This window comes from Glaciecola petra, from assembly GCF_031846345.1.
GTDB classification, from domain to species: Bacteria; Pseudomonadota; Gammaproteobacteria; order Enterobacterales; family Alteromonadaceae; genus Glaciecola; species Glaciecola petra.
In genome coordinates this window covers 479,410-500,855 of the sequence record NZ_JAVRHX010000002.1, presented here as the reverse complement: position 1 = coordinate 500,855, position 21,446 = coordinate 479,410, and the positions used below count along the sequence as shown (strand labels likewise).

At 40.2% G+C, this 21,446-nt stretch carries 15 protein-coding genes; 9 read left to right on the top strand and 6 right to left on the bottom strand.

All coding sequences use genetic code 11. The annotated features are described in order from the left end of the window. Nucleotides 1–84: 84 nt before the first annotated feature. The 5 genes from RM552_RS10020 to RM552_RS10000 form a co-directional block, all read right to left on the bottom strand. Nucleotides 85–468: a hypothetical protein gene (locus tag RM552_RS10020; protein WP_311368694.1), complete on the bottom strand. Its 384-nt coding sequence runs from the start codon at nt 466–468 to the stop codon at nt 85–87. A 127-nt stretch (nt 469–595) separates the two neighbouring features. Then, nucleotides 596–1,228 (bottom strand): Mpo1-like protein, encoded by a 633-nt coding sequence (locus RM552_RS10015; protein ID WP_311368693.1) that lies wholly within the window; start codon nt 1,226–1,228, stop codon nt 596–598. Then, the gene (gene asd / locus RM552_RS10010) at nt 1,225–2,136 is read right to left on the bottom strand and encodes an archaetidylserine decarboxylase (RefSeq protein ID WP_311368692.1); all 912 of its coding nucleotides are present in this window, start codon (nt 2,134–2,136) and stop codon (nt 1,225–1,227) included. The genes RM552_RS10015 and asd overlap by 4 nt, the downstream gene beginning before the upstream one ends. Nucleotides 2,137–2,142: 6 nt before the next feature. Further along, nucleotides 2,143–4,839 (bottom strand): glycosyltransferase, encoded by a 2,697-nt coding sequence (locus RM552_RS10005; protein ID WP_311368691.1) that lies wholly within the window; start codon nt 4,837–4,839, stop codon nt 2,143–2,145. Between the two features lie 12 nt (nt 4,840–4,851). Then, nucleotides 4,852–6,573, bottom strand: a complete 1,722-nt coding sequence (locus RM552_RS10000) for an aminotransferase class III-fold pyridoxal phosphate-dependent enzyme (protein WP_311368690.1) — start codon at nt 6,571–6,573, stop codon at nt 4,852–4,854. 250 nt (nt 6,574–6,823) lie between these two features. Here RM552_RS10000 and RM552_RS09995 point away from each other — a divergent pair, with 250 nt between their 5' ends. The 3 genes from RM552_RS09995 to RM552_RS09985 all read left to right on the top strand — a co-directional run bounded on the left by RM552_RS09995 (nt 6,824) and on the right by RM552_RS09985 (nt 10,709). Next, nucleotides 6,824–9,346 (top strand): TonB-dependent receptor, encoded by a 2,523-nt coding sequence (locus RM552_RS09995; protein ID WP_311368689.1) that lies wholly within the window; start codon nt 6,824–6,826, stop codon nt 9,344–9,346. A 10-nt stretch (nt 9,347–9,356) separates the two neighbouring features. Continuing rightward, a complete protein-coding gene (locus tag RM552_RS09990; protein WP_311368688.1) occupies nt 9,357–10,397 on the top strand; it encodes a phytase in 1,041 nt (346 codons plus the stop codon). A gap of 105 nt (nt 10,398–10,502) precedes the next feature. Then, nucleotides 10,503–10,709, top strand: coding sequence for a YheV family putative zinc ribbon protein (locus tag RM552_RS09985; RefSeq protein WP_311368687.1), 207 nt, complete (start codon nt 10,503–10,505; stop codon nt 10,707–10,709). A 17-nt stretch (nt 10,710–10,726) separates the two neighbouring features. On the opposite strand, the gene RM552_RS09980 is transcribed toward RM552_RS09985, so the two are convergent. Beyond that, on the bottom strand, nt 10,727–11,476 hold the full coding sequence (locus RM552_RS09980; protein ID WP_311368686.1) for a GntR family transcriptional regulator: 750 nt from the start codon (nt 11,474–11,476) through the stop codon (nt 10,727–10,729). 178 nt (nt 11,477–11,654) lie between these two features. Between RM552_RS09980 and RM552_RS09975 the strand changes: the two genes are divergently transcribed. The 6 genes from RM552_RS09975 to RM552_RS09950 all read left to right on the top strand — a co-directional run bounded on the left by RM552_RS09975 (nt 11,655) and on the right by RM552_RS09950 (nt 21,430). Continuing rightward, complete coding sequence (locus tag RM552_RS09975) at nt 11,655–13,748, top strand: glycoside hydrolase family 31 protein (RefSeq protein WP_432277208.1); 2,094 nt, start codon at nt 11,655–11,657, stop codon at nt 13,746–13,748. 53 nt (nt 13,749–13,801) lie between these two features. Then, nucleotides 13,802–14,347, top strand: coding sequence for a TRAP transporter small permease (locus RM552_RS09970; protein WP_311368685.1), 546 nt, complete (start codon nt 13,802–13,804; stop codon nt 14,345–14,347). After that, on the top strand, nt 14,347–15,633 hold the full coding sequence (locus tag RM552_RS09965) for a TRAP transporter large permease (protein ID WP_311368684.1): 1,287 nt from the start codon (nt 14,347–14,349) through the stop codon (nt 15,631–15,633). The genes RM552_RS09970 and RM552_RS09965 overlap by 1 nt, the downstream gene beginning before the upstream one ends. Beyond that, nucleotides 15,633–16,667: a TRAP transporter substrate-binding protein gene (locus RM552_RS09960; protein WP_311368683.1), complete on the top strand. Its 1,035-nt coding sequence runs from the start codon at nt 15,633–15,635 to the stop codon at nt 16,665–16,667. Before RM552_RS09965 ends, RM552_RS09960 begins: the two co-directional genes overlap by 1 nt. A gap of 228 nt (nt 16,668–16,895) precedes the next feature. Next, nucleotides 16,896–19,271 (top strand): TonB-dependent receptor, encoded by a 2,376-nt coding sequence (locus RM552_RS09955; RefSeq protein WP_311368682.1) that lies wholly within the window; start codon nt 16,896–16,898, stop codon nt 19,269–19,271. A 281-nt stretch (nt 19,272–19,552) separates the two neighbouring features. Next, nucleotides 19,553–21,430, top strand: coding sequence for a putative bifunctional diguanylate cyclase/phosphodiesterase (locus tag RM552_RS09950; protein ID WP_311368681.1), 1,878 nt, complete (start codon nt 19,553–19,555; stop codon nt 21,428–21,430). Nucleotides 21,431–21,446: the final 16 nt, after the last annotated feature.

The following is a 21,446-nucleotide window of genomic DNA, read 5'->3' as shown; positions in this document are numbered from 1 at the left end:
GGGCGTGCAAAATAAGAATAGAACAATTTGCGCTCTAGCCAATCATTTTGGCAATAAGTGAAGAGCTTGTCACTAAAGTACTCGTTAAAGTGAAAAGCCTTGAATTTGAGATACATTGTATTGGCCAGCAGATCTGCGGTAAAAAGTTAATGATTTAAAACTTTCTCCCTCGTCGATCGAACATCCAGCCGAAAACTTAGACAAGCCTTGTGTTCTCGATGTTATTGTAAATTCATAAAATTCTTTGTTTTCGCACACCTCGTTAGCAACTACTTTTGCTACTTCTTGGCTAGGTATTACCCCTTCATAAAAATAACCTTCTATCGACATGAAATCGACAACAACCGTAATTTCATTTTTTGACTCGGGTGGCTTTAATTGAGTGTTTGTAACACAAGAAAATAAAAAGAAGGGCAGAGATAACAAGACGAGAATTCTAAAACTAGTTGTTATTGTTGTTTGTTTCATGAAATTTGATGTGCTACTTGACGATAATCTTGTCGCACAATATACCCTTAAACCAAGAAGCAGTAAAAAGATTCTGCTGAGTCCTTTTACCTACAACTTGGTTTAAATTTTTGTGGGTCTTGATTTTTTAGCTATGCGTCACTGTTTCTTGTGGCGTATCTTCATACCAATCAGACATATCATCGTACATTTCACCTTTAGCCCAAAAATAAGGCGCTTTATGATAAATTTTAATGTCATGAAAAGGGTCGGTTAGTATTTTAGTCGCCCAAACTAAACCAGACTGAATACCCATAATAAAAAATAAATGAATAGTCCTAAATAGCACGGCCCCAATACCAACTAACAACCAAACAATGGCGACATTATTGATGATACCGTAGAAATCTTGATGTGCGGTCAATAAGCCGAAAAAATCAGGCGAAATGATTAACAACGCGGGCATACCGACAAAAAAAGCATACAGCACTACCTTACGAAACAGATTGTAACCAACCTTAACACTCTCTTTATAGTCGTGAGTGGCTTGATTGACTTCATCATAAGTTTGCGGTTCAAAAAAGAAATGACCAGTTTGACGCAAGGTCATGGCCAATAGCCAACCAACTAAAACAGCAATGACAGGATTAATAAAAACCAGCACATAGCTCAATACAAAGCAGCATGCACTCAGTAAATGTAATGTCTGATTTATTCTGTTGTGATGATAATAACGATGATCATCCCATCTCTGTTGTTGTAACTCTTGTAAAAACGTCATGATAAACTCTCCATTTTCGATAGATTATTGTCAAACATAAATAAGGGCACACCCATATTGATGCGGGCACCACTTTTAACTTGTGAAGTGAATTGATATTCCTTGCTAGCAAAGATAATGATGGTTGAACCATGTTGAAAATACCCCATTTCGTCGCCTTTTTTATAATGATGATTACAGCTAAATTCATTTGGACCTTTATGCCGCATATCCAAAGCCTGACTTAGACAATTAAACTTCATACTAGCTACTAAAATCGCTGCGATTGGTACTAAAGTGATGCTCCCCCTGCCGGGTGTTAGCTGCAAAGGCACTACCGCCCTTTCGTTTAAACAAAATAGTCCAGGAATTTTTTTAAGTGCAATGGGGTTCACGTTCCAAGTATCGCCAGAAATATAGCTAAGCTTATTCACTTTCGCATCAGTGGGGGCATGAAAACGATGATACATGCTAGATTTTAATCTCAGCGTAATGTACACACCATCTCTGAATTTTTGCGATTCCAACTGCTCAGGTATTAGATCTTTTAACAGATACGGAAAGCCCTTGGCTTGAAACAACTGGCCATTTTTTACTTTACCAAATTCGCCAATAATGGCGTCACAAGGGCTAGTGACTATGTCTGGGTCAGGATCGCACTCGCGAGCCCCATCTACTAACTCTCTAATAAAACAGGCTCTTAGACTGGTAAACTTATTCTCTTTTGCTTCATCAAAATTTAAATCGGGTGCAAACTGCTTCCATAAGTAAATTAACATCGAGGCCAAATAGCGATTTTCAATTTGGCTTATGAATCCAACAAATCGCGTTAGAAATTGACGCGGTATACGGTTAGTCAAAATAAAATTTAACTGTTCAGAGAAGGTTAATTGTTCAACTGGTTTATTCAGAGTCGTGGTTTTATTCAAAACAGCTTATCCTACTTCAGCCGCAATGGGCTCTACTTCAAGCCCCATATCGCTCAGAAACTTTTTCATTATGGGCTCTGCTTGATATTCATCAGCGCGCGCTTTTGCGGCCAATTTCATAACTTGTTTGGTTTCAACGGAAGAAAAATACTCAACAATTTTGTCGGCCATTTGTTCGGGTGAATCGACCAAATATCCACTGATATTGTTTTGGATAATATCTTTAGGTCCTTTGCAGTTATATGAGATTGCAGGCATGCCATTTACAAAAGATTCCAAAATGACATTCCCAAAGGTGTCAAACTGAGAAGGAAAAACAAACAAATCTAGGCCCGCATACATACTGGCTAAGGTTTGTTTATCCAACCATCCTAAAAATTTTGCTTCAGGCATAACTTGTTTAAGTTCTTCCTCTGCAGGCCCTTGTCCCGCAATCACTAACTTAATATCTGGAATATGTTTTTTTACTCGTGCCAATAAGTCTGGCAGCTCAAACAAACCTTTTTCCCGACTGACTCTGCAAGCAACAAACAAAATGGGCGTGTGTTGGGTCGCATCGGCAAAAAGTGCCTGTTTATTTACCGGGATAACGTTTGACGTTGCTGGCTGGGCGTGATGAGCAGTCATGAATATCTTATTTGGGTCCAATTCCATTTCATAACCACTCAGCCATGCTTTATGGTCACTATTTAAAGTGAAAATACCATCGAATTGCTGATATAGCGCTCTGAAAATTCTGCGAATACGGTCTCTTTGATACTTGTTGAGGTCAGTGGTTTCTTTAATAAAATCCATCCAGTCTGTATGCATAAAGAAATACGAGGGCACATTAAATTTGAATTTAATCAATAAAGAGACAACCGCCATAGGACCTTCTGTAGAACAAACAATTCTGTCATACCCACCTTCGTAAAAAATCTTACATATCTCTAATAAATCCGGCACCCTTATTTCTTGCTCACCGTAGTCTGGGGCACAAAATGAGGTAATAGGTTTGACAACGTGTAAATGTGGTTCAGACTTGGCTGATTCATGACAAATCAAAAAATCTACCGGATAGTCGTACTTTTGTATTTCTTTCAATTTGCCTGATAACGAATTAGACACACCATTTTTATCACAGAGCGTATCGGTAAGGTAAAGCGCTCTTTTTTGGTGGCATCCTTTTCCTATATAGTCAGAAAAACGGTTCAAAAAACGACGGTTGGCATATAAGACTCTGGTACTGGCTACCATAGTTGATAAAATAACCAACAGTATAAGTAGTGGAAATGCCAAATTATCAATGAGTGACCCTATATCACCTTCAGAATTACTGTCTTTTTTGTGATTACCATAAAACAATACTGACAGTTGACTAGGCATTTCGATTTGCCCAGCAAAATCTTCAGTAAATAAGCCTTTAATTAAAGTTTGGTTGGTTTGGGGACTCGCTTTTCTTAGCCTTTGCACCACTAGCAAACACAACTCGTTAAACATTTTGTGGATAGACTCATTCACTTTACCAGCAAACTCTCTTTGTGGTAGTTGGTTGGCGTCAGCAATTTGCTCAAGGTAATCGATGCAAAATCTATAATCTTTATGAACCTGCCATTTGACGAGTTTGCCCGGCTTTTTGCCGCGTAATGTATCACTTACAAAATTAAGAAATTTGTTTATATTCTTGCGCTTTTGCAACTCCAAAAATACATTTGCGATAACAAAGCACGATACTTTGTCTTTTAGTTCGCCTCTATGAAACATAAGCCGAAACAAACCCGGGTCTTTCATTTTTGTTGCGACTTGTGCAAAGTAATCAAGCAGGGCAATTTGTAATTTTTCGTTTTCTAGCACTACGCCAAAAGGTGAAACATTTCCTTTTTTTATCGCTTCTAAGGCTAATTCAGAGGGTTTTTGCGTCTCTAAGCGCTGCTTCAAATTTTCGACATACAACCATGAGCCGCAGTCGCCAACAAAAATACCCATATGGTCATCAGAACCACCCGTCAATACTTTAGCTTGGTCTGGGTCAACACCAAAATCAGCAGGATTGAGATTGTGTTTTTTCCCATATGCTCTTATCTTTTCTGGGGTCAAGCTTTGAGTCCAATTTAGGGTCAATACACTTTGCCATAAATCTCTTTGCCCATTCAGCACTTCAAAGCGTTGAAACATTACTGCTAATTTTTCAAACAACTCAAAATCTATGTTTTCATTTTCAGTATAAAAATAAAGTGGGTGTGGCAAAATAACTGGTATATCTTTTTCGGTGGCGTACCTAAGAAAATCATAAATATCCTGCCTTTTTTTATTTAGTACCTTTTCCTGTTCACGATCAAAGCCATAAGTTAATACATGCAGGTATAAGTTATATTCATCGAAATAGCAGGTAAATTCGGCGGCAGGTAGCACGTCAATACCCTTATCTTGTAGGTCCCAGCATGAACGTGCATTATTATGATTAGTGACTGTATTTACTGTACAGCCCGTTTTTTCCAGGCGTTTTACTAATTTTTTTGTTTTTAGCCACGTCTCCGGCACACGCAATATTCGACCCCAAAGTTCATCGGGTACATCGCTGTTTTCATCATGGCAATGCAGGTCAATTTTCAAACAGTTGTCTTTATCAAAACGAGTGCTTTCTTGTGCTAGATAGTGCTTAAATTCATCGGCAATTTTTTTTCTAAAATTGCCATCTAAGGGTATCAAATCATCTCTAGCCATAACTAAATGCTCCTACAGTGATACAGCTTGGTCGTTAATATCTTCTTCGGGATTTGCTTTGTTTCCGACCAGACCCGCCAATTTAGGGAACTTAGCAGACAACATATCGTTCAAAAACATGCGTTTTAGCTGTTTGTTGGTAGTTTGACCGTCGTGCCACCACCAGCCTGCAGCATCCATTTTATGGGCTGCAGCAATCAATTTTTCGCTTACCTCTGCAAAATCATCATCGCTGTAGTCAAGACTCATAATAAATCTACCGGTGCCAATCCAACCCGGCTCAAGACCCTCAGCTCTGAGATAAAATTGAAACATCCAGTTGTATCGAGAGGGCTTTTTGTACAACACACTAATAATTGAATGCATATTGCTTAACTTAAGAGGCAAATTTTCCTGCTCTAGCTGGGTATTTAGAGATTGTACTCTTTTGTTCCATACAGACTCTGCATTACGATATATGCACTGAATATCATCTTCAGCAATACGTTTAAGAAAAACATTCATCGCGCCAATAACCGCAGGATGAGAATTAAATGTTCCGCGTGCAAAAGACAAATCCGCAGGTGCATTATCTCGATAGCGCTTCATTAAATGACTCAATCCGCAAACGGCGCCGATGGGATAGCCTCCTCCCAGTGTTTTTCCATAAGTCACCAAATCAGCTTTTACACCAAAATAGCCTTGAGCGCCTTGATAGCTCAGCCTGAAACCAGTAAATACCTCGTCAAAAATTAAGACTATTCCACGTTCACTGCATATATTTCTTATTTTCTGTAACCATTTTGTATAAACCGCTTTGTCAAAATTAGTCTGACGATCGCTGACAATTAAGGTAGCGTCGCTAGGAGAATCAGAATTGGGATGAAAAGCTTGCATGGGGTTAATCAATACACAGGCAATATCGTTGCGCGTTGATAACACTCGGATTGTTTTCTCGCTAAGATCAGCTAGGGTGTAAACATCATTAGTTTTGCGTTGGTTACCTATCCCAGGTTGAACACCATCCCACCAACCATGATAAGCGCCACAAAATCTGACTAAATGTGTTTTACCCGTGTGGTAACGTGCCAATCTCACTGCTTGCATGACGGCTTCAGTGCCTGACATATGAAAAGAGACTTCATCTAGACCCGAAATTTCTTTTAATCTTTCTACATTGTCCTTTATTAAAGGATGATAAGGCCCAAGCACAGGACCAAGCTTTTCGACCAACTGACTGCCTTCTCGCATGCAAGCTTTATAAAAATCGTAACCAAAAACATTCACTCCATAAGAGGCAAATAAATCATGTCGCCAGTTGCCATCAATGTCTTTAATTTTAGTACCGGATGATTCATCAGCCACTGGCGTTGCTTTTAATGCAAGTGGCAACTGCTCTCGGTAAGGAAAAGGTACTCTGTAGTTATTTGTAAATCTCACATCAGATATACACTCAGTCAACGACCGTGTGTAATCCATTGTTTTGCCGTACTTCATTTCAATAGAATTTGTTAACTCCACCAAAGCCTTCGCTCGCTGAGAAGCGACACGATTCGGTGCCATATCACTGGCAAAAAAAGTATGCTTGTTGTAGCTAAAATAAGGAACTAACTTTGCAAATCGGCGTGACATTTTTGCATGACCACGGAGCGAGGGATGCTTAGCGACAGACAACTGCAACCTAATAAAAACTCTGCGTAAACACCAAATGCCTACGACACCTAAAACCAAATATAAGAATAAATGTTCAGTCATATTACATTGCTTATTCGGACTATACTGAGCAAACGATAACAGTGAATTGTGACACTGTTCTTATTTTTTTATGACAGAAATAATGTGTTTTTATGACAAATATATGTACCTCTCACAAACGCGTCACAAGACTAATAAAGGAAGGTGTTTGCGTCACAAACAGAGCATTGTCATCAAAATGTCTCATATATGTAACTTAAGATTAAGAAACCCTTTATATACTCGTCGCAAATTTTTAAAGGAAAGCGTTATGTCTAAGGTTACTATTTTAAGTGCCGCTATTGCGGCTGCATTGTCTTGTTCAGCATATGCACAAGAAGAGGTCAAAACAAACCAAGAAGAAGTTGAAACAATTAAAGTGGTTGGTCAACGTGGGATGCTGATGTCTGCTTTAGAACAACAGCGCGAAGCGGATACTATTTCAAGCATTGTGACTAACGCGACGATTGGATTACTGCCAGACCAAAATGTTGCTGAGGCAGTGCGTCGTCTTGCAGGTGTAAATGTATTGGATGACCAAGGTGAAGGGAGATTTATTTCAGTAAGAGGCTTAGACCCGGAGCTAAACTCTGCAAATGTAAATGGCGTTCGTCTACCCGCGCCTGAAGGCGATACCCGAGCCGTCGCTTTAGACGTTATCCCTTCTGAGTTAGTCGAATCTATCGAAGTCATCAAAACCTTAATACCGGAAATGGATGCCGACACAATCGGTGCCACCATTCGCATAAACACGATATCCGCAAACAATCGAGAAGACTTTGTCAAAGTCCAAGCCTTGGCAAGTTATAATGATCTAAACGGCGAAACATCTCCAGAATTTGGTATTGATTTCTCACGTAAAATTAATGACAAGTTGGGGGTTGCGGGTGGGTTTAAACATTCTTCTCGCAAAACGTCCACTGACAATCTAGAAATGGACGGCTGGAGCGAAACTGACGATGGTGTTGTTTATGCAGAAGCCGTTGAATACCGAGATTACGACGTTACTCGTGACCGTACTGGCGTTTCACTTACTTTTGACTACGCTGCAACTGACAATACTGAACTATATTTGCGTACCTTGTATTCAAAGTTTGACGATTTAGAATCCCGTCGTCGTTTAGTATTTGAAATGGACGAGGAACCGTCTACTAGTTCCGGCGATAGCGTGACATTTTTATCACAAGACGGCGAAATTTCAGTACGCAGAGGCGCAAAAGATCGCTACGAATCGCAAATCATTAAAACGTTTGAGTTTGGTGGTGAAACTGAACTAAAAGACGACTGGGAAATGGACTATGCTATAAGTTATGCTGAAGCATCTGAGCACGAATATCGCACCCAAGATCCTACGCGTTTTAGACGTGATTTTGATGATACAGATGAGCTATCGGTCAGTTTTGATTATAGTAACCTCGAGTTTACACCTTTTGTTGCCAACTCGCCTAATGTAGACTTTAATGACGGCTCAATATACGAACTCGATAAGCTAGAGATCGTAAATGGTTTAGCCGATAAACAAGAAACTACTTTGCAATTTAATGCTGAAAAAGAATTCGAGTTAGCAGGTGACGCTGAGGCTGAATTTCAGTTTGGCGCTAAATACCGCCAAAACGAAATTGATACCGATGTAGAAATTATCGAGTATTCTGATTTTGATGCTTACACACTTAATTTAGTCAGCGAAGCAGCTAGTTATGATTTGTTCGATATTGGTCCTGTGCCCGCAATTGCAGCAACCCGAAGTTTTAACAATCAGAATTTGAGCAGTTTTGGCGACGTTGAACGTTTAGTAGTGGATTCTGCACTTGATGACTTTAACATCGAAGAAAACATATTAGCGTTGTATGTACAAGGTGAATATGAAACCGACTTACTCAAAGTGATAGGCGGTTTTCGTTATGAACAAACTGACAATAAAATGACTGGTAATAGTGTTGACGGCGATGCAGAAACTGTTAGCACAAGTTCATTTGAAAATGACTATTCTAATTTGTTGGCTTCTGTTGCGTTAACATATCATCTACAAGAAGACGTGTTGCTTCGTGCAGGTTTTTATCAATCAATAGTGCGCCCAAAACTAAGTAACCTGGCGCCACGGTTGGAAACAAACGAAGACTTTGAAGTCGAAGCAGGTAATCCAGAGCTTAAACCGTATGAGGCCAATAACCTCGACCTAAGTATCGAATATTACTTCTCTGATACTGGTGTTGTGCAAGCTGGTCTTTTCTATAAAGATATTGATAATTTTATTTTTGAAAGAGAATTTGGCCCTGATGACGCGCCATATAACGGCGTATACAATGGTTTTAATTTTGAAGAGGCTGTCATCCCACAAAATGGTGAAAGCGCAACTGTTGCTGGTTTCGAATTTGCTTACAACCAAATTTTTGATTCTGGCTTAATTGTTGGTTTTAACTACACATACACCGACACCGAAGGTGACATAGGTGAACGAACTATCGTATTACCATCAACCTCTGAAAGTACTTATAACGCGACATTAGGGTATGAAGTAGGCGACTTTTCTACACGTTTGACCTATTCATACCGCGATGATTATTTAGATGAGTTAGGCGGTAGTGCCGACGAGGACCGTTGGGTGCAAGATCAAGTGAAAATTGATTTGTCAGCAAACTATAACGTATCAGAAGACATACAAGTATTCGCTAAAATCGCTAACTTAAACGATACCGATTATGTTGCCTATCAAAGAGGTCCTGACCGAAATAGACTACTGCAATATGAAACATATTCATGGACAGGTCGAATTGGCGTTTCGGTCAACTTTTAAAAGGTAACTAATGCATATGTATTTTACAAAACGTTCATTAGGCAATTTTTTCTTGATATCAACTGCTGTAGCGACTTTGGGATGCAGTGAAAGTGTCGATCGCAATAAAATCGAATATGCTGATACTGCAAATGTATTGGCGTACCCCGCAAAAGTTGAAACTACACCGGTAGTATCAAGCGATGATGCCGCTGATGATCCAACTATATGGATTCATCCCAATGACAAAAGTAAAAGCTTAATCGTTGGTACCGACAAACAAAAAGGCTTAGGTGTTTATGATCTGCAGGGCCAGCTTGTGCAGTTTGTCGAGCATGGTCGACCAAATAATGTAGATTTACGTCAGAGGGTTAGTTTGGATGGAGAAAGCGTCGACCTAGTCGCCTTTTCAGACCGTTCTGACAATACAGTTGGTCTTGCCACTATCGATGAAAGCGGCATAACAATCGTTGGTAGCTTCGGCGTAAAAGAAGAGCCTTATGGTTTTTGTTTAGGGCAACACACTGATCAATTATTTGCGATTGTGACATATAAAGATGGACTACTCGAACAATACAAATTTGGTGAGTACATCAAAGATACGCCCTCGCTTGTCTTTTCTTATCAATTTGATTCACAACTTGAAGGTTGCGTCATGGATGATACAAACGGCAGACTTTTTGTTGGGGAAGAAAATCACGGTGTCTGGGCCTTGAACCCTAGCACCGGACAAGTTGACTTAGTGGATGTAATAGACGGTCAAAACGGCATTGTTGCAGACGTAGAAGGCATGGATATATATCATGCAAGGGCCGGTAATAGTGGCTTACTGTTTGTTTCTTCACAGGGTAATGACAGTTTTGCAACTTATGCATTAGAGCCTCCTTATCGCTTCGTCGATCGCTTTAGAGTCAATGCAACTGATGCAATAGATGGTGCGCAAGAAACCGATGGTTTAGCCGTTACGTCAACCCCATTGCCAGGTTTCCCCTCGGGACTTCTTGTCGTACAGGACGGTTTTAATGACGATGGTATGCAAAACTTTAAGTATGTAGACGCTCGTACTAAGTAAATCTAGCGCAGGTATTGATTGAAGCTTAAACTCAGGGCTGAGTGATCATTTATGAAGACAATTAGGTATAAAAACTGACTAAAATACTTAATTTAAATGATAGAGATGAGCAAGAAAACTAAAAAACGTTTTATCGCTGGTGCAAAATGCCCTGAGTGCGGCGCTATGGATACTTTGATGTTGTATTTCGAAAACAATGTAGAAAAGCTTGCTTGCGTCAAATGTGACTACGCCGAAACACAAACTAATGACGAAGTAAAAGCCGCAAATAAATCTAACGCTAATGTGATTGGAGTGTTTAAGCCCGAATAGTTAGCTGGTTTCACTTTTTAACTAAGTTCAACAAAATAATGATACTTATCACTAAGGCACTTGCTGACGCGGTACTCGATAATCTTATCGTCAATCGTTTGGGTAACGCGCTGTACCTCAAGTAAAGGATCACCTTCTGCAATATCTAAAAACCTTGCTGTCTCTGCATCGGCTAACACTGCCTTTATGCTATCTTGGGTTTTTTGCACTGTCAGATTAAAGCTCTGCTGATAATAATGATAAAGGGTATGAGGAAGCTCTGTTTCGTTCATTAACGATTCAAAGTATTTATAGGGTAAAAAGATAGATTCGTGAATACAAACTTGACTATCTAGCAGTCGTTGGCGAACTAAATGTATTACTTTGTCTTTTTCTGATAAACCAAGTTGCTTCAAAACAATCGGCGAGACTTTTTCTATTGCCAATGAAACAAGCGTTGCAGCGGGTAACTCTGGATGCTTACCGTCAGCGATAAGCGGGAAAAAACGATATAAACTCTGTTGCGTATTATGTTCAGAGACAAATGTGCCCACACCTTGCTGGCGAGTAAGAATTTTTGCCGCTGTCAATCCATTAAGGGCTTTACGCACAGTGCCTTGGCTCACGCCCAGTTCTTCAGCTAATTGAAACTCATTCGGTAGGGCTTCACCTGGGTTCCATCGGCGCTCAATTATCAGCTGCTTTACGTGCTCTTCTACTTGTTTGTATAGTGGTTGAAAAGCCAAGCTTGGCTTATTCAATTTATCGTCAAATTCGATTTTTTTCATGACTTTCCATATTTGTATTAAGCTATAGACTAATATTAAGCCGCACTGGAATTCAAGTAATACATGCAACACACACTAATTTAATTTGTAAAAGAGGATAGAGACAAAAATGTATTATCAATTGACAAAGTTTTTGTACGGATATAACTTATATCTTATATAAGAATAAATCGCGGATATTAATGTGTTAAAAGCGAGTGCGCCAAATTGGGATAATATACAGCAGTGTGCTGTTAAAAATGTGAGCGTTTTAGGCGATGGTTCAGTCTCACTTGATACCACACAAGGCCAATTAACTTTATCGTTAAGTTCATTGGGGTTGCGTTTGCAATCCTCATCCAAAAAAATGTCTGACAATTTTGACTATGGCATTATTATTTCTCCTGTTAAAAATGACGCCACAAAATCAATTCAAGAAACTCCCAGTCATTTCATTATTGCTACCAAACATGACACTGTCAAAATACAAAAACAACCTTTTGCCTTTGAATGGAAGCGAGCAGACAAGCTTGTTCAAAAGACACCAAACGATGGGCACTTTGTAAGGCAATACCGATTACCACCACTGGCAAAAACCAGCGAAGGGTGGCTAATCAGCTTGGATTTAGGACCCGAAGAAGCCGTTTTTGGCTTAGGTGAAAAATGGTCTTCGCTAAATAAACGAGGGCAATTGATTCGTTCATATAACCACGATGCGCTCGGCGTAAACGCAGAAATATCGTATAAGAACACACCGTTTGCATGGAGTCCTGAAGGTTGGGGAGTATTTGTGCATACTCCTGCAGCGGTCACTCACTCGGTAGGTCATGCCGCTTGGTCTCAGCGCGCATACAGTTTGTTGGTTGAAGATGAAGATTTGGACTTGTTTTTGTTTGCTGGAAAAGACGGTAAACACATTATAAATTCCTATACATCGCTAACTGGCAAGGCGCCTGTACCACCATTGTGGAGCTTGGGTGTGATTTTATCGAAAGCATACTACAAAGATGTACCCGAATTGTTAGCAACAGCAAAAGATGTGCGGCAAAAACATATGCCATGCGATGTGATTACGCTTGACGGACGAGCTTGGCAAGACACCGATACTCGTTTTGCTTTTGAATGGGATCCAAAACGTTATGACAACCCCGCCTCCGTCATCAATGAACTAAAGGCGCAGCACTTTAAAGTATGCGTATGGGAATATCCATTAGTGTCGGTCGAAAACAAGCTCTTTGATAAAATGGCTAAAAACGGCTGGTTAATTAAGGATAAGCGCACCAACGAAGCATATCGATATCAATGGGACCAAAGTGCCTTTGCAGAAGTTTTAACACCTTTACCTGAATCAGGCATTGTAGACTTCACTCACCCCGGTGCTTTTCAATTCTGGTTAGAATCTCACAAGCCTTTATTCGACCTAGGCGTTGATATGATCAAAGCAGATTTTGGCGAGCAATTAGAAGACGAGAACATGCTGGCTCACAATGGTGACTCGGGTATACGCTTACATAATGCCTATAGCATGCTCTACAACCGCTGCGTGTATCAAGCAGCAGAAAAGTATTGTCAGTCTGGACCGTTTTTATTCAGCCGTTCTGCTTGGGCCGGCTCTCAGCGATACCCTAGCCAATGGGGTGGGGACCCGCAAGCGGATTGGGGTGGCCTAATTGGGAGTATTCGTGGTGCGTTGTCTTGGGGAATGTCAGGAGCGCCATACTATGCAACCGATATAGGTGGCTTTTACAAAGACACTAGAGACCCTATTTTATTTGTGCGCTGGGCACAGGCGGCTGTATTTTCAGCACACATGCGTTTACACGGTATTGGTCAACGTGAGCCATGGAGTTATGGTAAAGCTGCCGAAACTGCAGTTAATAAAGCCATAGCATTGCGCTATCAACTGCTGCCATATTTATATGAGTGTACGCAACAAGCGAATGCAACGGGTCTTCCGGTTATGCGAGCCATGCCAATTGCTTTTCCTCAAGATCGTATTGCGCATTCTTTTGAAATGCAATTTATGTTAGGCGAAGATATTCTTTTTGCACCGTGTACGAATGAGCATAATGAGGTTGACGTGTATTTCCCCGACGGCGAATGGTTGCATTATCCGAGTGGCAAAAACTATAAAGCTTGTCAGCATGTAAAATTAACACTAGCCTTAGACGACATGGCTGTGTTTGTAAAAAGTGGCAAACACATACCTTTAGGCCCTATTATTGAACATGTAGAAGCATTAAAAAATAATATCCAGCCAGAAGTAGAAAGCTACTGGCCACAAAAACCGTAAAGATTTAGCCCAATTGCAACAATAGATTGCCGCTCAACTGGAGCAAAATAACAATGCTAAGTACTATTACAAAAGTGTTGAAAACTATCAATAAACCTCTGGGGCAATTGAATAATATCAATGCCACAATAGGGAAAAACTCCGCAGGAATATTATTAGCGATGATGGTTCTCATGATCATTGCGCAAGTAGGTTTTCGTTATATTCTGAATGATTCCTTAACCTGGACTGAAGAACTATCAAAATTTGCAATGGTATGGATTGCTTGTCTTGTAGCCCCTTGGGCTTATTTGCATCATTTGAATGTATCCATAGACATGTTTCACGAAGCATTACCAAAAGGCATGCAAAGAATTGCTGAAATTATTATTACGCTGTTGGTTTTGATTATTACTTTCCAGTTTTTTAAGTATAGTGTGGGTTTTGTTAGTAATGGCATGTCAATAAATGCTGCCTCTGTGCCAATTTCTCTGTTTTACATCTATTTATGCATGCCTTATGTGTTTGCCTCGTTATTTTTAGTGGGAATAGAAAAACTCATTCACTACTGCACTGTTCCTTTAAATAATGATATGAATAGTACTGAGGGAGTAGTCTAATGTCTCTTAGCTATATTTGGATTTTTATATTATTGCTCATTGCGGGTACTCCGGTTGTATTTGCGTTGTTGTTAGGCCCCGGTGTCAGCTTAATGATTGACGGGCAACAAGTTTATTTGTCTGCCCTGGTCAACCGTTTATTTTCAGGTATGAATTCGTTTCCGCTAATGGCGGTGCCGTTTTTTATCTTAGCTGGCGAAATCATGAACCAAGGCGGTATCACTCAATCTATTGTGCGTTTTAGCCAAACCCTCATAGGCCATTATCGCGGCGGTCTAGCCCAAGTAAATATCTTATCATCGGTATTATTTGCAGGCTTGTCTGGCTCTGCAGTTGCTGATACATCAGCGTTAGGGAAAATGCTGATACCGGCAATGGAAGAAAACGGTTATAGCCGCAGATTTGCGGCAGCAATTACTGCCGCATCGTCGGTGATTGGGCCTATTATTCCACCTTCAGGGATCATGATACTGTATGCATTTATTATGAATGTATCCGTCGCAGGCATGTTCTTGGCTGGCATTGTGCCTGGATTACTAATATGTGCTGGTTTGATGATAGTGACAAATCGAATTGCCAAAAAACGAAACTACCCAGTTGCTAACGAAAAAGCCACGTGGACACAACGCGGAAGTGCATTCAAAGGTTCTTTTTTACCATTAATGACACCCGTGATATTGTTGGGCGGCATCTTATTGGGAGTATTCACTCCCACAGAAGCAGCCGCCATAGCAGTAGGCTATGCGCTTATTGTTACACTTTATATCACGCGCACGTTAAGCTACAAAAAACTGCCTTCAGTGCTTATTAGCGCTGCTGTTCAATCGGGTACCATTTTACTGTTAGTGGGTTCAGCAGTGACCTTTGCGTGGATTATTACGGTATCGGGCATGGCCGATACCTTAGCCAGTGAAATCATTCAAATTACCTCAAACGTTTTACTATTACTGCTTATTATCAACTTATTCTTATTCGCTATTGGTATGTTCTTGGATGCCGGTCCTGCGATATTAATTCTCGGGCCGGTTCTGGCGCCTATTTTTATATCACTGGGAATCGACCCTTTACACTTTGCCGTTATTATGTGCGTCAATTTGACCGTCGGTTTAGCGACCCCTCCTATGGGTTTAGTCCTGTTTGTATCAGCATCAGTCTCGGGTGAGAAGACCGAAAATATCGCCTATGAAATGCTACCGTTTTTGGCGGTCGAAGCCGCGGTAATATTTATTATCACTTACTTCCCCTCAGTGACGATGACTTTACCTCGCATGTTTGGATTTGCATAATGATAACTAAAAAGCGCGTTCTCCTTAGTATTTACGCATGTGTATTTGTTATTTGTATTATTGGCCTATGGCGAGCGAGTAGCTCACAAGCCGAATTTACTATTAAAGCAGCTATTCAGGCGTCGACACAAGATGAAGACTATGTTGGTTTAATGGCATTTAAGGAGCACGTTGAAACCGCTAGTAATGGGCGGGTGGAGGTCATTATTTATCCATCCGGTCAATTTTGTGCCAGCGTACCGGAGTGCATAAGTAATTTACAGCAAGGTGTGTTAGAAATGTTTCCCAGTACTGCTGGTGGCACCGGCAATTTTTTTGGGCCCGCACAGGTGTTGGATTTACCGTATTTATTTACTTCAGATAAACAAGCGGTTTGCGTGTTAGATGGACCCATATTGCACAAAATGCGTGAGACCGTTTTAAAAAAGGGGCTAAATCTGCGGTTAATCGGTGTGTCTAATACCGGCGGTTGGCGTAACTTTGCTACTACCAATAAACCCATTCGACATCCTGATGATCTTGTTGGTCAAAAGATTAGGACCACGCCCGCAGAAATTCAACAGGAGCTCGTTAGGGCATTGGGTGCTAACCCTACTCCGATTTCTTGGAGTGAGCTCTATACCGCATTAGCCACAGGAGTGGTCGAGGGTAGTAAAAATGGTATTCAAGATATCATTGGAGCGAAACTAGAAGAGCACCTTAAATATATTGTATTGGACGGGCACTCTTACATGGCAACGTTATGGTGGTTTTCAGAGCCTGTTTGGGAAACTTTACCGCCTGATATCCAACAGATAGTGCAAGCTGGTTTTATCAAACAACAAGTCGCTGCCAATAATTTGGTAGCGAATGAGGAAGCAAAATCCTACCAAAAATTTGAAGACGCTGGGGGGACTATTTATCGCCCTAACGCCGATGAAAAACAGGCATTCAAAGATGCGTCTTCCGAGATACGACAATGGTTTATCGATAAGTTCGGTGATGAATGGTTGATGGTACTCGAAAATTCTGTGAAAGCCTGCCCTGCCGAATAATTAGCCTCATGTTTACAATTAATTTGCAAATAGTTTACTTTTCAGTTAAATTTTATTTATCTTCTATCTTATATAAGACATCTTAGTGAAGATTAGCCACGTTAACCAGTGGCATGAGAAAAACTAAGATGCATATAAAAGAAGTTAAAAAATAATAATCAGTACACACTATATCCATATCGCTTATGCGTTTTATGGCATAAAACAATCAATCACTTGGAGAACAAGATGGAATTCAAACCAAGCAAATTACACAAATGTGTTGCTAGTGCGTTAGCACTTGCCACATGCATGAGCTTTAGTATTTCGGCTAGCGCACAAGAACAAGCGGCAGAAGAAGAAGAAGGTTTTGAAGTCATACAAATTACTTCGCAAAAACGAGTCGAAAATCTTAATGAAGTACCCGTTGCAGTAAGTGTTTTAAGAGAAGATCAGATTAATTCAACTTTTTCAGCCAACATAGAAGGCCTACAAGCTTTAGTGCCTTCTGTGAGCTTTAGAAAGGGGAATACAACACGTAACTCTGCAATCACAATCAGAGGCGTTGGTACCATCTCGTTTAGTGTCGCAGCCGAGCCAAGTGTATCAACGGTTGTTGACAACGTTGTATTGGGTCGTTCGGGCCAAGCCTTCGTCGATTTATACGATTTAGAACGCATTGAAGTGTTAAGAGGCCCGCAAGGCACCTTATTTGGTAAAAATGCATCTGCGGGTGTGGTTAACATGGTTTCAAAACGCCCGAGTGACGATTTTGAAGGGATGTTTGAAGCAACCCTAATGGAAGATAACGAATACAGACTCAAAGGACGTGTTTCAGGCGCACTTAATGACAACGTAAACGGTAGTTTAACCTTCTTAAAAAGTCAGTTCGATGGATACATTAAAAATGTATTTACGAATGAACAAACCAATGGCTACGACAAAGAAGGCGTTAGAGCCATGCTTGATGTCAGCACTTCAGACGATACTGAAATTTTATTCATATTTGAAAATGTTAAGTCTAATGATAATTGTTGTGCCGACTTAGAACTTGCTCCGAGCGGACGCCATCAATCTGAAGCTTCACCAAACAGTTCCGGCCCTGGTGACTTAGACTTGGACCAGCGCCAAGTTGATCACGACTTTGAAACTCGTACGTTAGATGAACATACTGCATTTTCTATCCAAGTCGACAAAGAAATTGGCGACCATACTTTAACCTCAATTACTGCTTATCGTAGTTGGAATAATACAGAATTTCGTGAAGGCGATTTCACCTCAACAGCGGGTGACTCAACTCTACCGGTATTCGGTGTACCCTTTCAATTGCACGATATTGGCCCGCAAGAATGGAATCAATTATCTCAAGAACTAAGAATTGCCTCACCTGTGGGCGGTGCTTTTGACTATCAAGCTGGATTTTTCTGGTGGAATCAAGAATCAGAGCGTAACTTTACGCGAGATGCTTCTTGCCAAAACAACAATGGACAATTCCCTGCGGCAATAAGCGCCTATCTCGAAAACGAATTAGGTGTAGCAAGTCCAACCGATCAGCAAGTTACCGATTTTATTGCATCCGAGGGCTTAAGCTGTAATGCAAACGATATTGTAAGTGCCACTGCATTTATGGAAACCGAGTTTAAAAACTGGGCCGTTTTTGCTGATGCAAAATATCATATAAGTGATGATTTACGTTTACTATTTGGTGCCCGTTACACCCAAGATGACGTTAGCTTTTCACACAACCGCCGTAGTAATGATCAATATAGCCGCACAGGCGTTGGCGTTAGAGCTTTTAGTACCGATTTTGATGGCGAAACAGACGAAAGTAATGTGTCGATTAAGTTTGGTGGTCAATACGATATTAATGACAACAGCATGATGTATGCAACTTATTCGCAAGGTTATAAAGGCCCTGCGTTTAACGTGTTTTATAACATGTCTGAAAAAGATACCTTACCCATCGGTCCGGAAGAATCAGACGCTTACGAAATTGGTTACAAATACGCTACGAATGATTTAATTGTCAATGTTGCGGCATTTAGAACTGATATCGATGGTTTTCAAGCCAACAACCCCGAAATACTTGATGGTGTATTTATTACTCGTTTAACAAACGCTGGCTCGATTACAACTGAAGGTATCGAAGTTGATTTTATGTGGCAAGCCACTGAGAACTTCCTATTAATTGGTGGATTGTCTAGTGTTGATGCAGTGGTTGATGAATTCAGATGCCCTGTAGGATTGACCACTTGTGATGGTAATTCTGGTGCTGATTTGCCATTCTCGCCTGATTTAAAATATTCATTGAGCGGCGAATATGTCATGGAACTTGAAGATATGGACGTATATTTTAACGGCTCATATGTTTACACCGACGACATAAATGCTGGTGGCCCGGGCACGTCTGCAAGCCCAGGTGATGTTACGTTTTTACCTGACTATGCATTGTTAAATGCGAGTGTCGCCTTTTCGTTCGATGATGACGCATATCGTATATCGGTGTTTGCTAAAAACCTGACTGACGAAAAGTTTGTAACCACATACAGTGGTGATAACTTCCGTTATCAAATACCTCGCGATGCAGACCGTCACTTTGGCGTTCAGCTAAGAGTTAATTTCTAAAAAAAACTAAAGCAGCTTTTGTTGTTTATCAACATCAGCTGCTTCTTTCATTTGCTTATTTATTTGTTTATTTAATATTTCCGCATACTCACTCGACAATACAATCTATCTAATCACACCATTTTTGTCACATTTGTACTTATTAAATCATGTACAAAGCCGATAACGCTTTATGATGTAAACTCGATTAAATATTAATATTCTTTGAAAATTAACTTCACTATTTGATTTCTGTTTTTTTAACTGTAAAGTGATTTAATCTCTACCAAGACGCACAGCTAATGCAACAAAACAACAAAAGTTGGCTAAATGCAGAAACCGAAGCCTTAAGCGGGCTTCGACGCCATCGCTTAATGCAAATTTGTGTTGCTACGGCTATTGGTTTGTTAGTGTCATTTTTAGTATCCAGAGGTATCACAAAAGTAATTTTTGCTGCTGGCGTTGTTTCTTTGCTAATAGCGCTGTATATGGCAAACAAACATCGAGTTATTCCTTCAGCTACTATTTTACTTTCATCTATGTCGGCAATGTTATTCGCGTTGTCTCTCTCAGGGGCTGGTCTATTTGATTTAGCCATTTTAGGTTACCCAGGTATATTAATTTTCGCTGCTATATTGGGCGGAGTTGGTTTATTTGCCTTTGTCCTTGTGCTTGTAATCACTCAATGTTTAATTATTGTCTGTTTAACTCTAGAAGGCATAATTACGCCTAATGTACCCATTCTAAGTTGGTTGCACTTAGTTTTTGTTTTGGTCATCTTTATTGTTACCGGGTTTAGCGTTTATATCTTAGTGAAAGACATTAAACGTTTGATGCTCTCTTTACATGAAGAAAATTTAAAAGTTGAGGAAAGTCATGCTCAAATTGAGTATCTTGCTCATCACGACACGCTAACCAAATTGGCCAATAGACTATACGGCGAAACAATATTCAATAGATGTCTTAAAGTGTGTCAGCAAAAGCAACAATCGTTAGCGGTATTGTTTATAGATTTGGATAATTTCAAACCTGTTAATGATGCTTTGGGACATGCCGCGGGAGACGAATTACTGGTAAAACTTACACAACGAATACAACAAACACTTAGCAAAGAACAATACTTGATACGCTTTGGTGGAGATGAATTTTTGGTATTCTCACCCATCTCAAATCAAAAGGACGAGTTAAACACGCTAGCTCAAACGACAATTGAGCAATGCTCTTCGATATTTGAAGTCTTAGAAACTCAGGTAGTAGTGTCTGCCTCTATTGGTATTGCCCAGTCGCCAGACCATGGTATAGACTTCAAAGAGCTTTGCCGAAAAGCAGATATTGCAATGTATAAGGCAAAAGAAGATGGCCGAAACACCTTCCATCATTATCATCCTCAATTAGACAAAGCCAGCGATGAAAAATTTAAACTCCTTCAGTTGATGCGGCCTGCCATTAGGGCAAACAAATTCATCCTCAATTATCAGCCAATGATTGACTTAACCACGGGTGACCAATGTGTTGTAGAAGCTTTGCTTAGATGGCCGCAAGAGGACGGAAGTTTTGTTGGACCAGATCAGTTTATCCCAATTGCAGAACAAGGTGGTTTAATAAATGAATTAGGTGCATGGGTGTTGCAAGAGGCTTGTTTGTTTTGTGCTCAACAAAGACAGACGGGACTAGAGAATCTGAGGATAGCGGTTAACTTATCGGTGATGCAATTTAAAGATGGTTGCCTTCAGTCTGTTATTGAACATGCGTTAAGCTCAGCAAATCTGCCTGCGGAAGCCCTTGAGCTTGAGTTAACCGAGTCATTGCTGATTGACGATACTGAGCACATTCAAAAACAATTATTAGCAATTAGTCAATTAGGTATAACCATCGCTATTGATGATTTTGGGACCGGTTATTCAAACCTTGGTTATTTGCGAAACTTCAATGCTAGTAAGCTTAAAATCGACAGGTCTTTTGTTAGGTCAATATGTACTTCAAAAGATGATGAGAATCTAGTCTCTGCAATTATTGGTATGGCAGGTAACCTTGGTTTACTAACGGTAGCCGAAGGTATAGAAGACAAAGCTTCATTAGAAAAATTAACCACCCTAGGGTGTGATATAGGGCAAGGTTATTACTGGTCTAAACCGGTTGCTGGCGACGAGTTAATTAGCTTAATATCAAAAGAAAGTTAAGATTAAGTATTTTAGG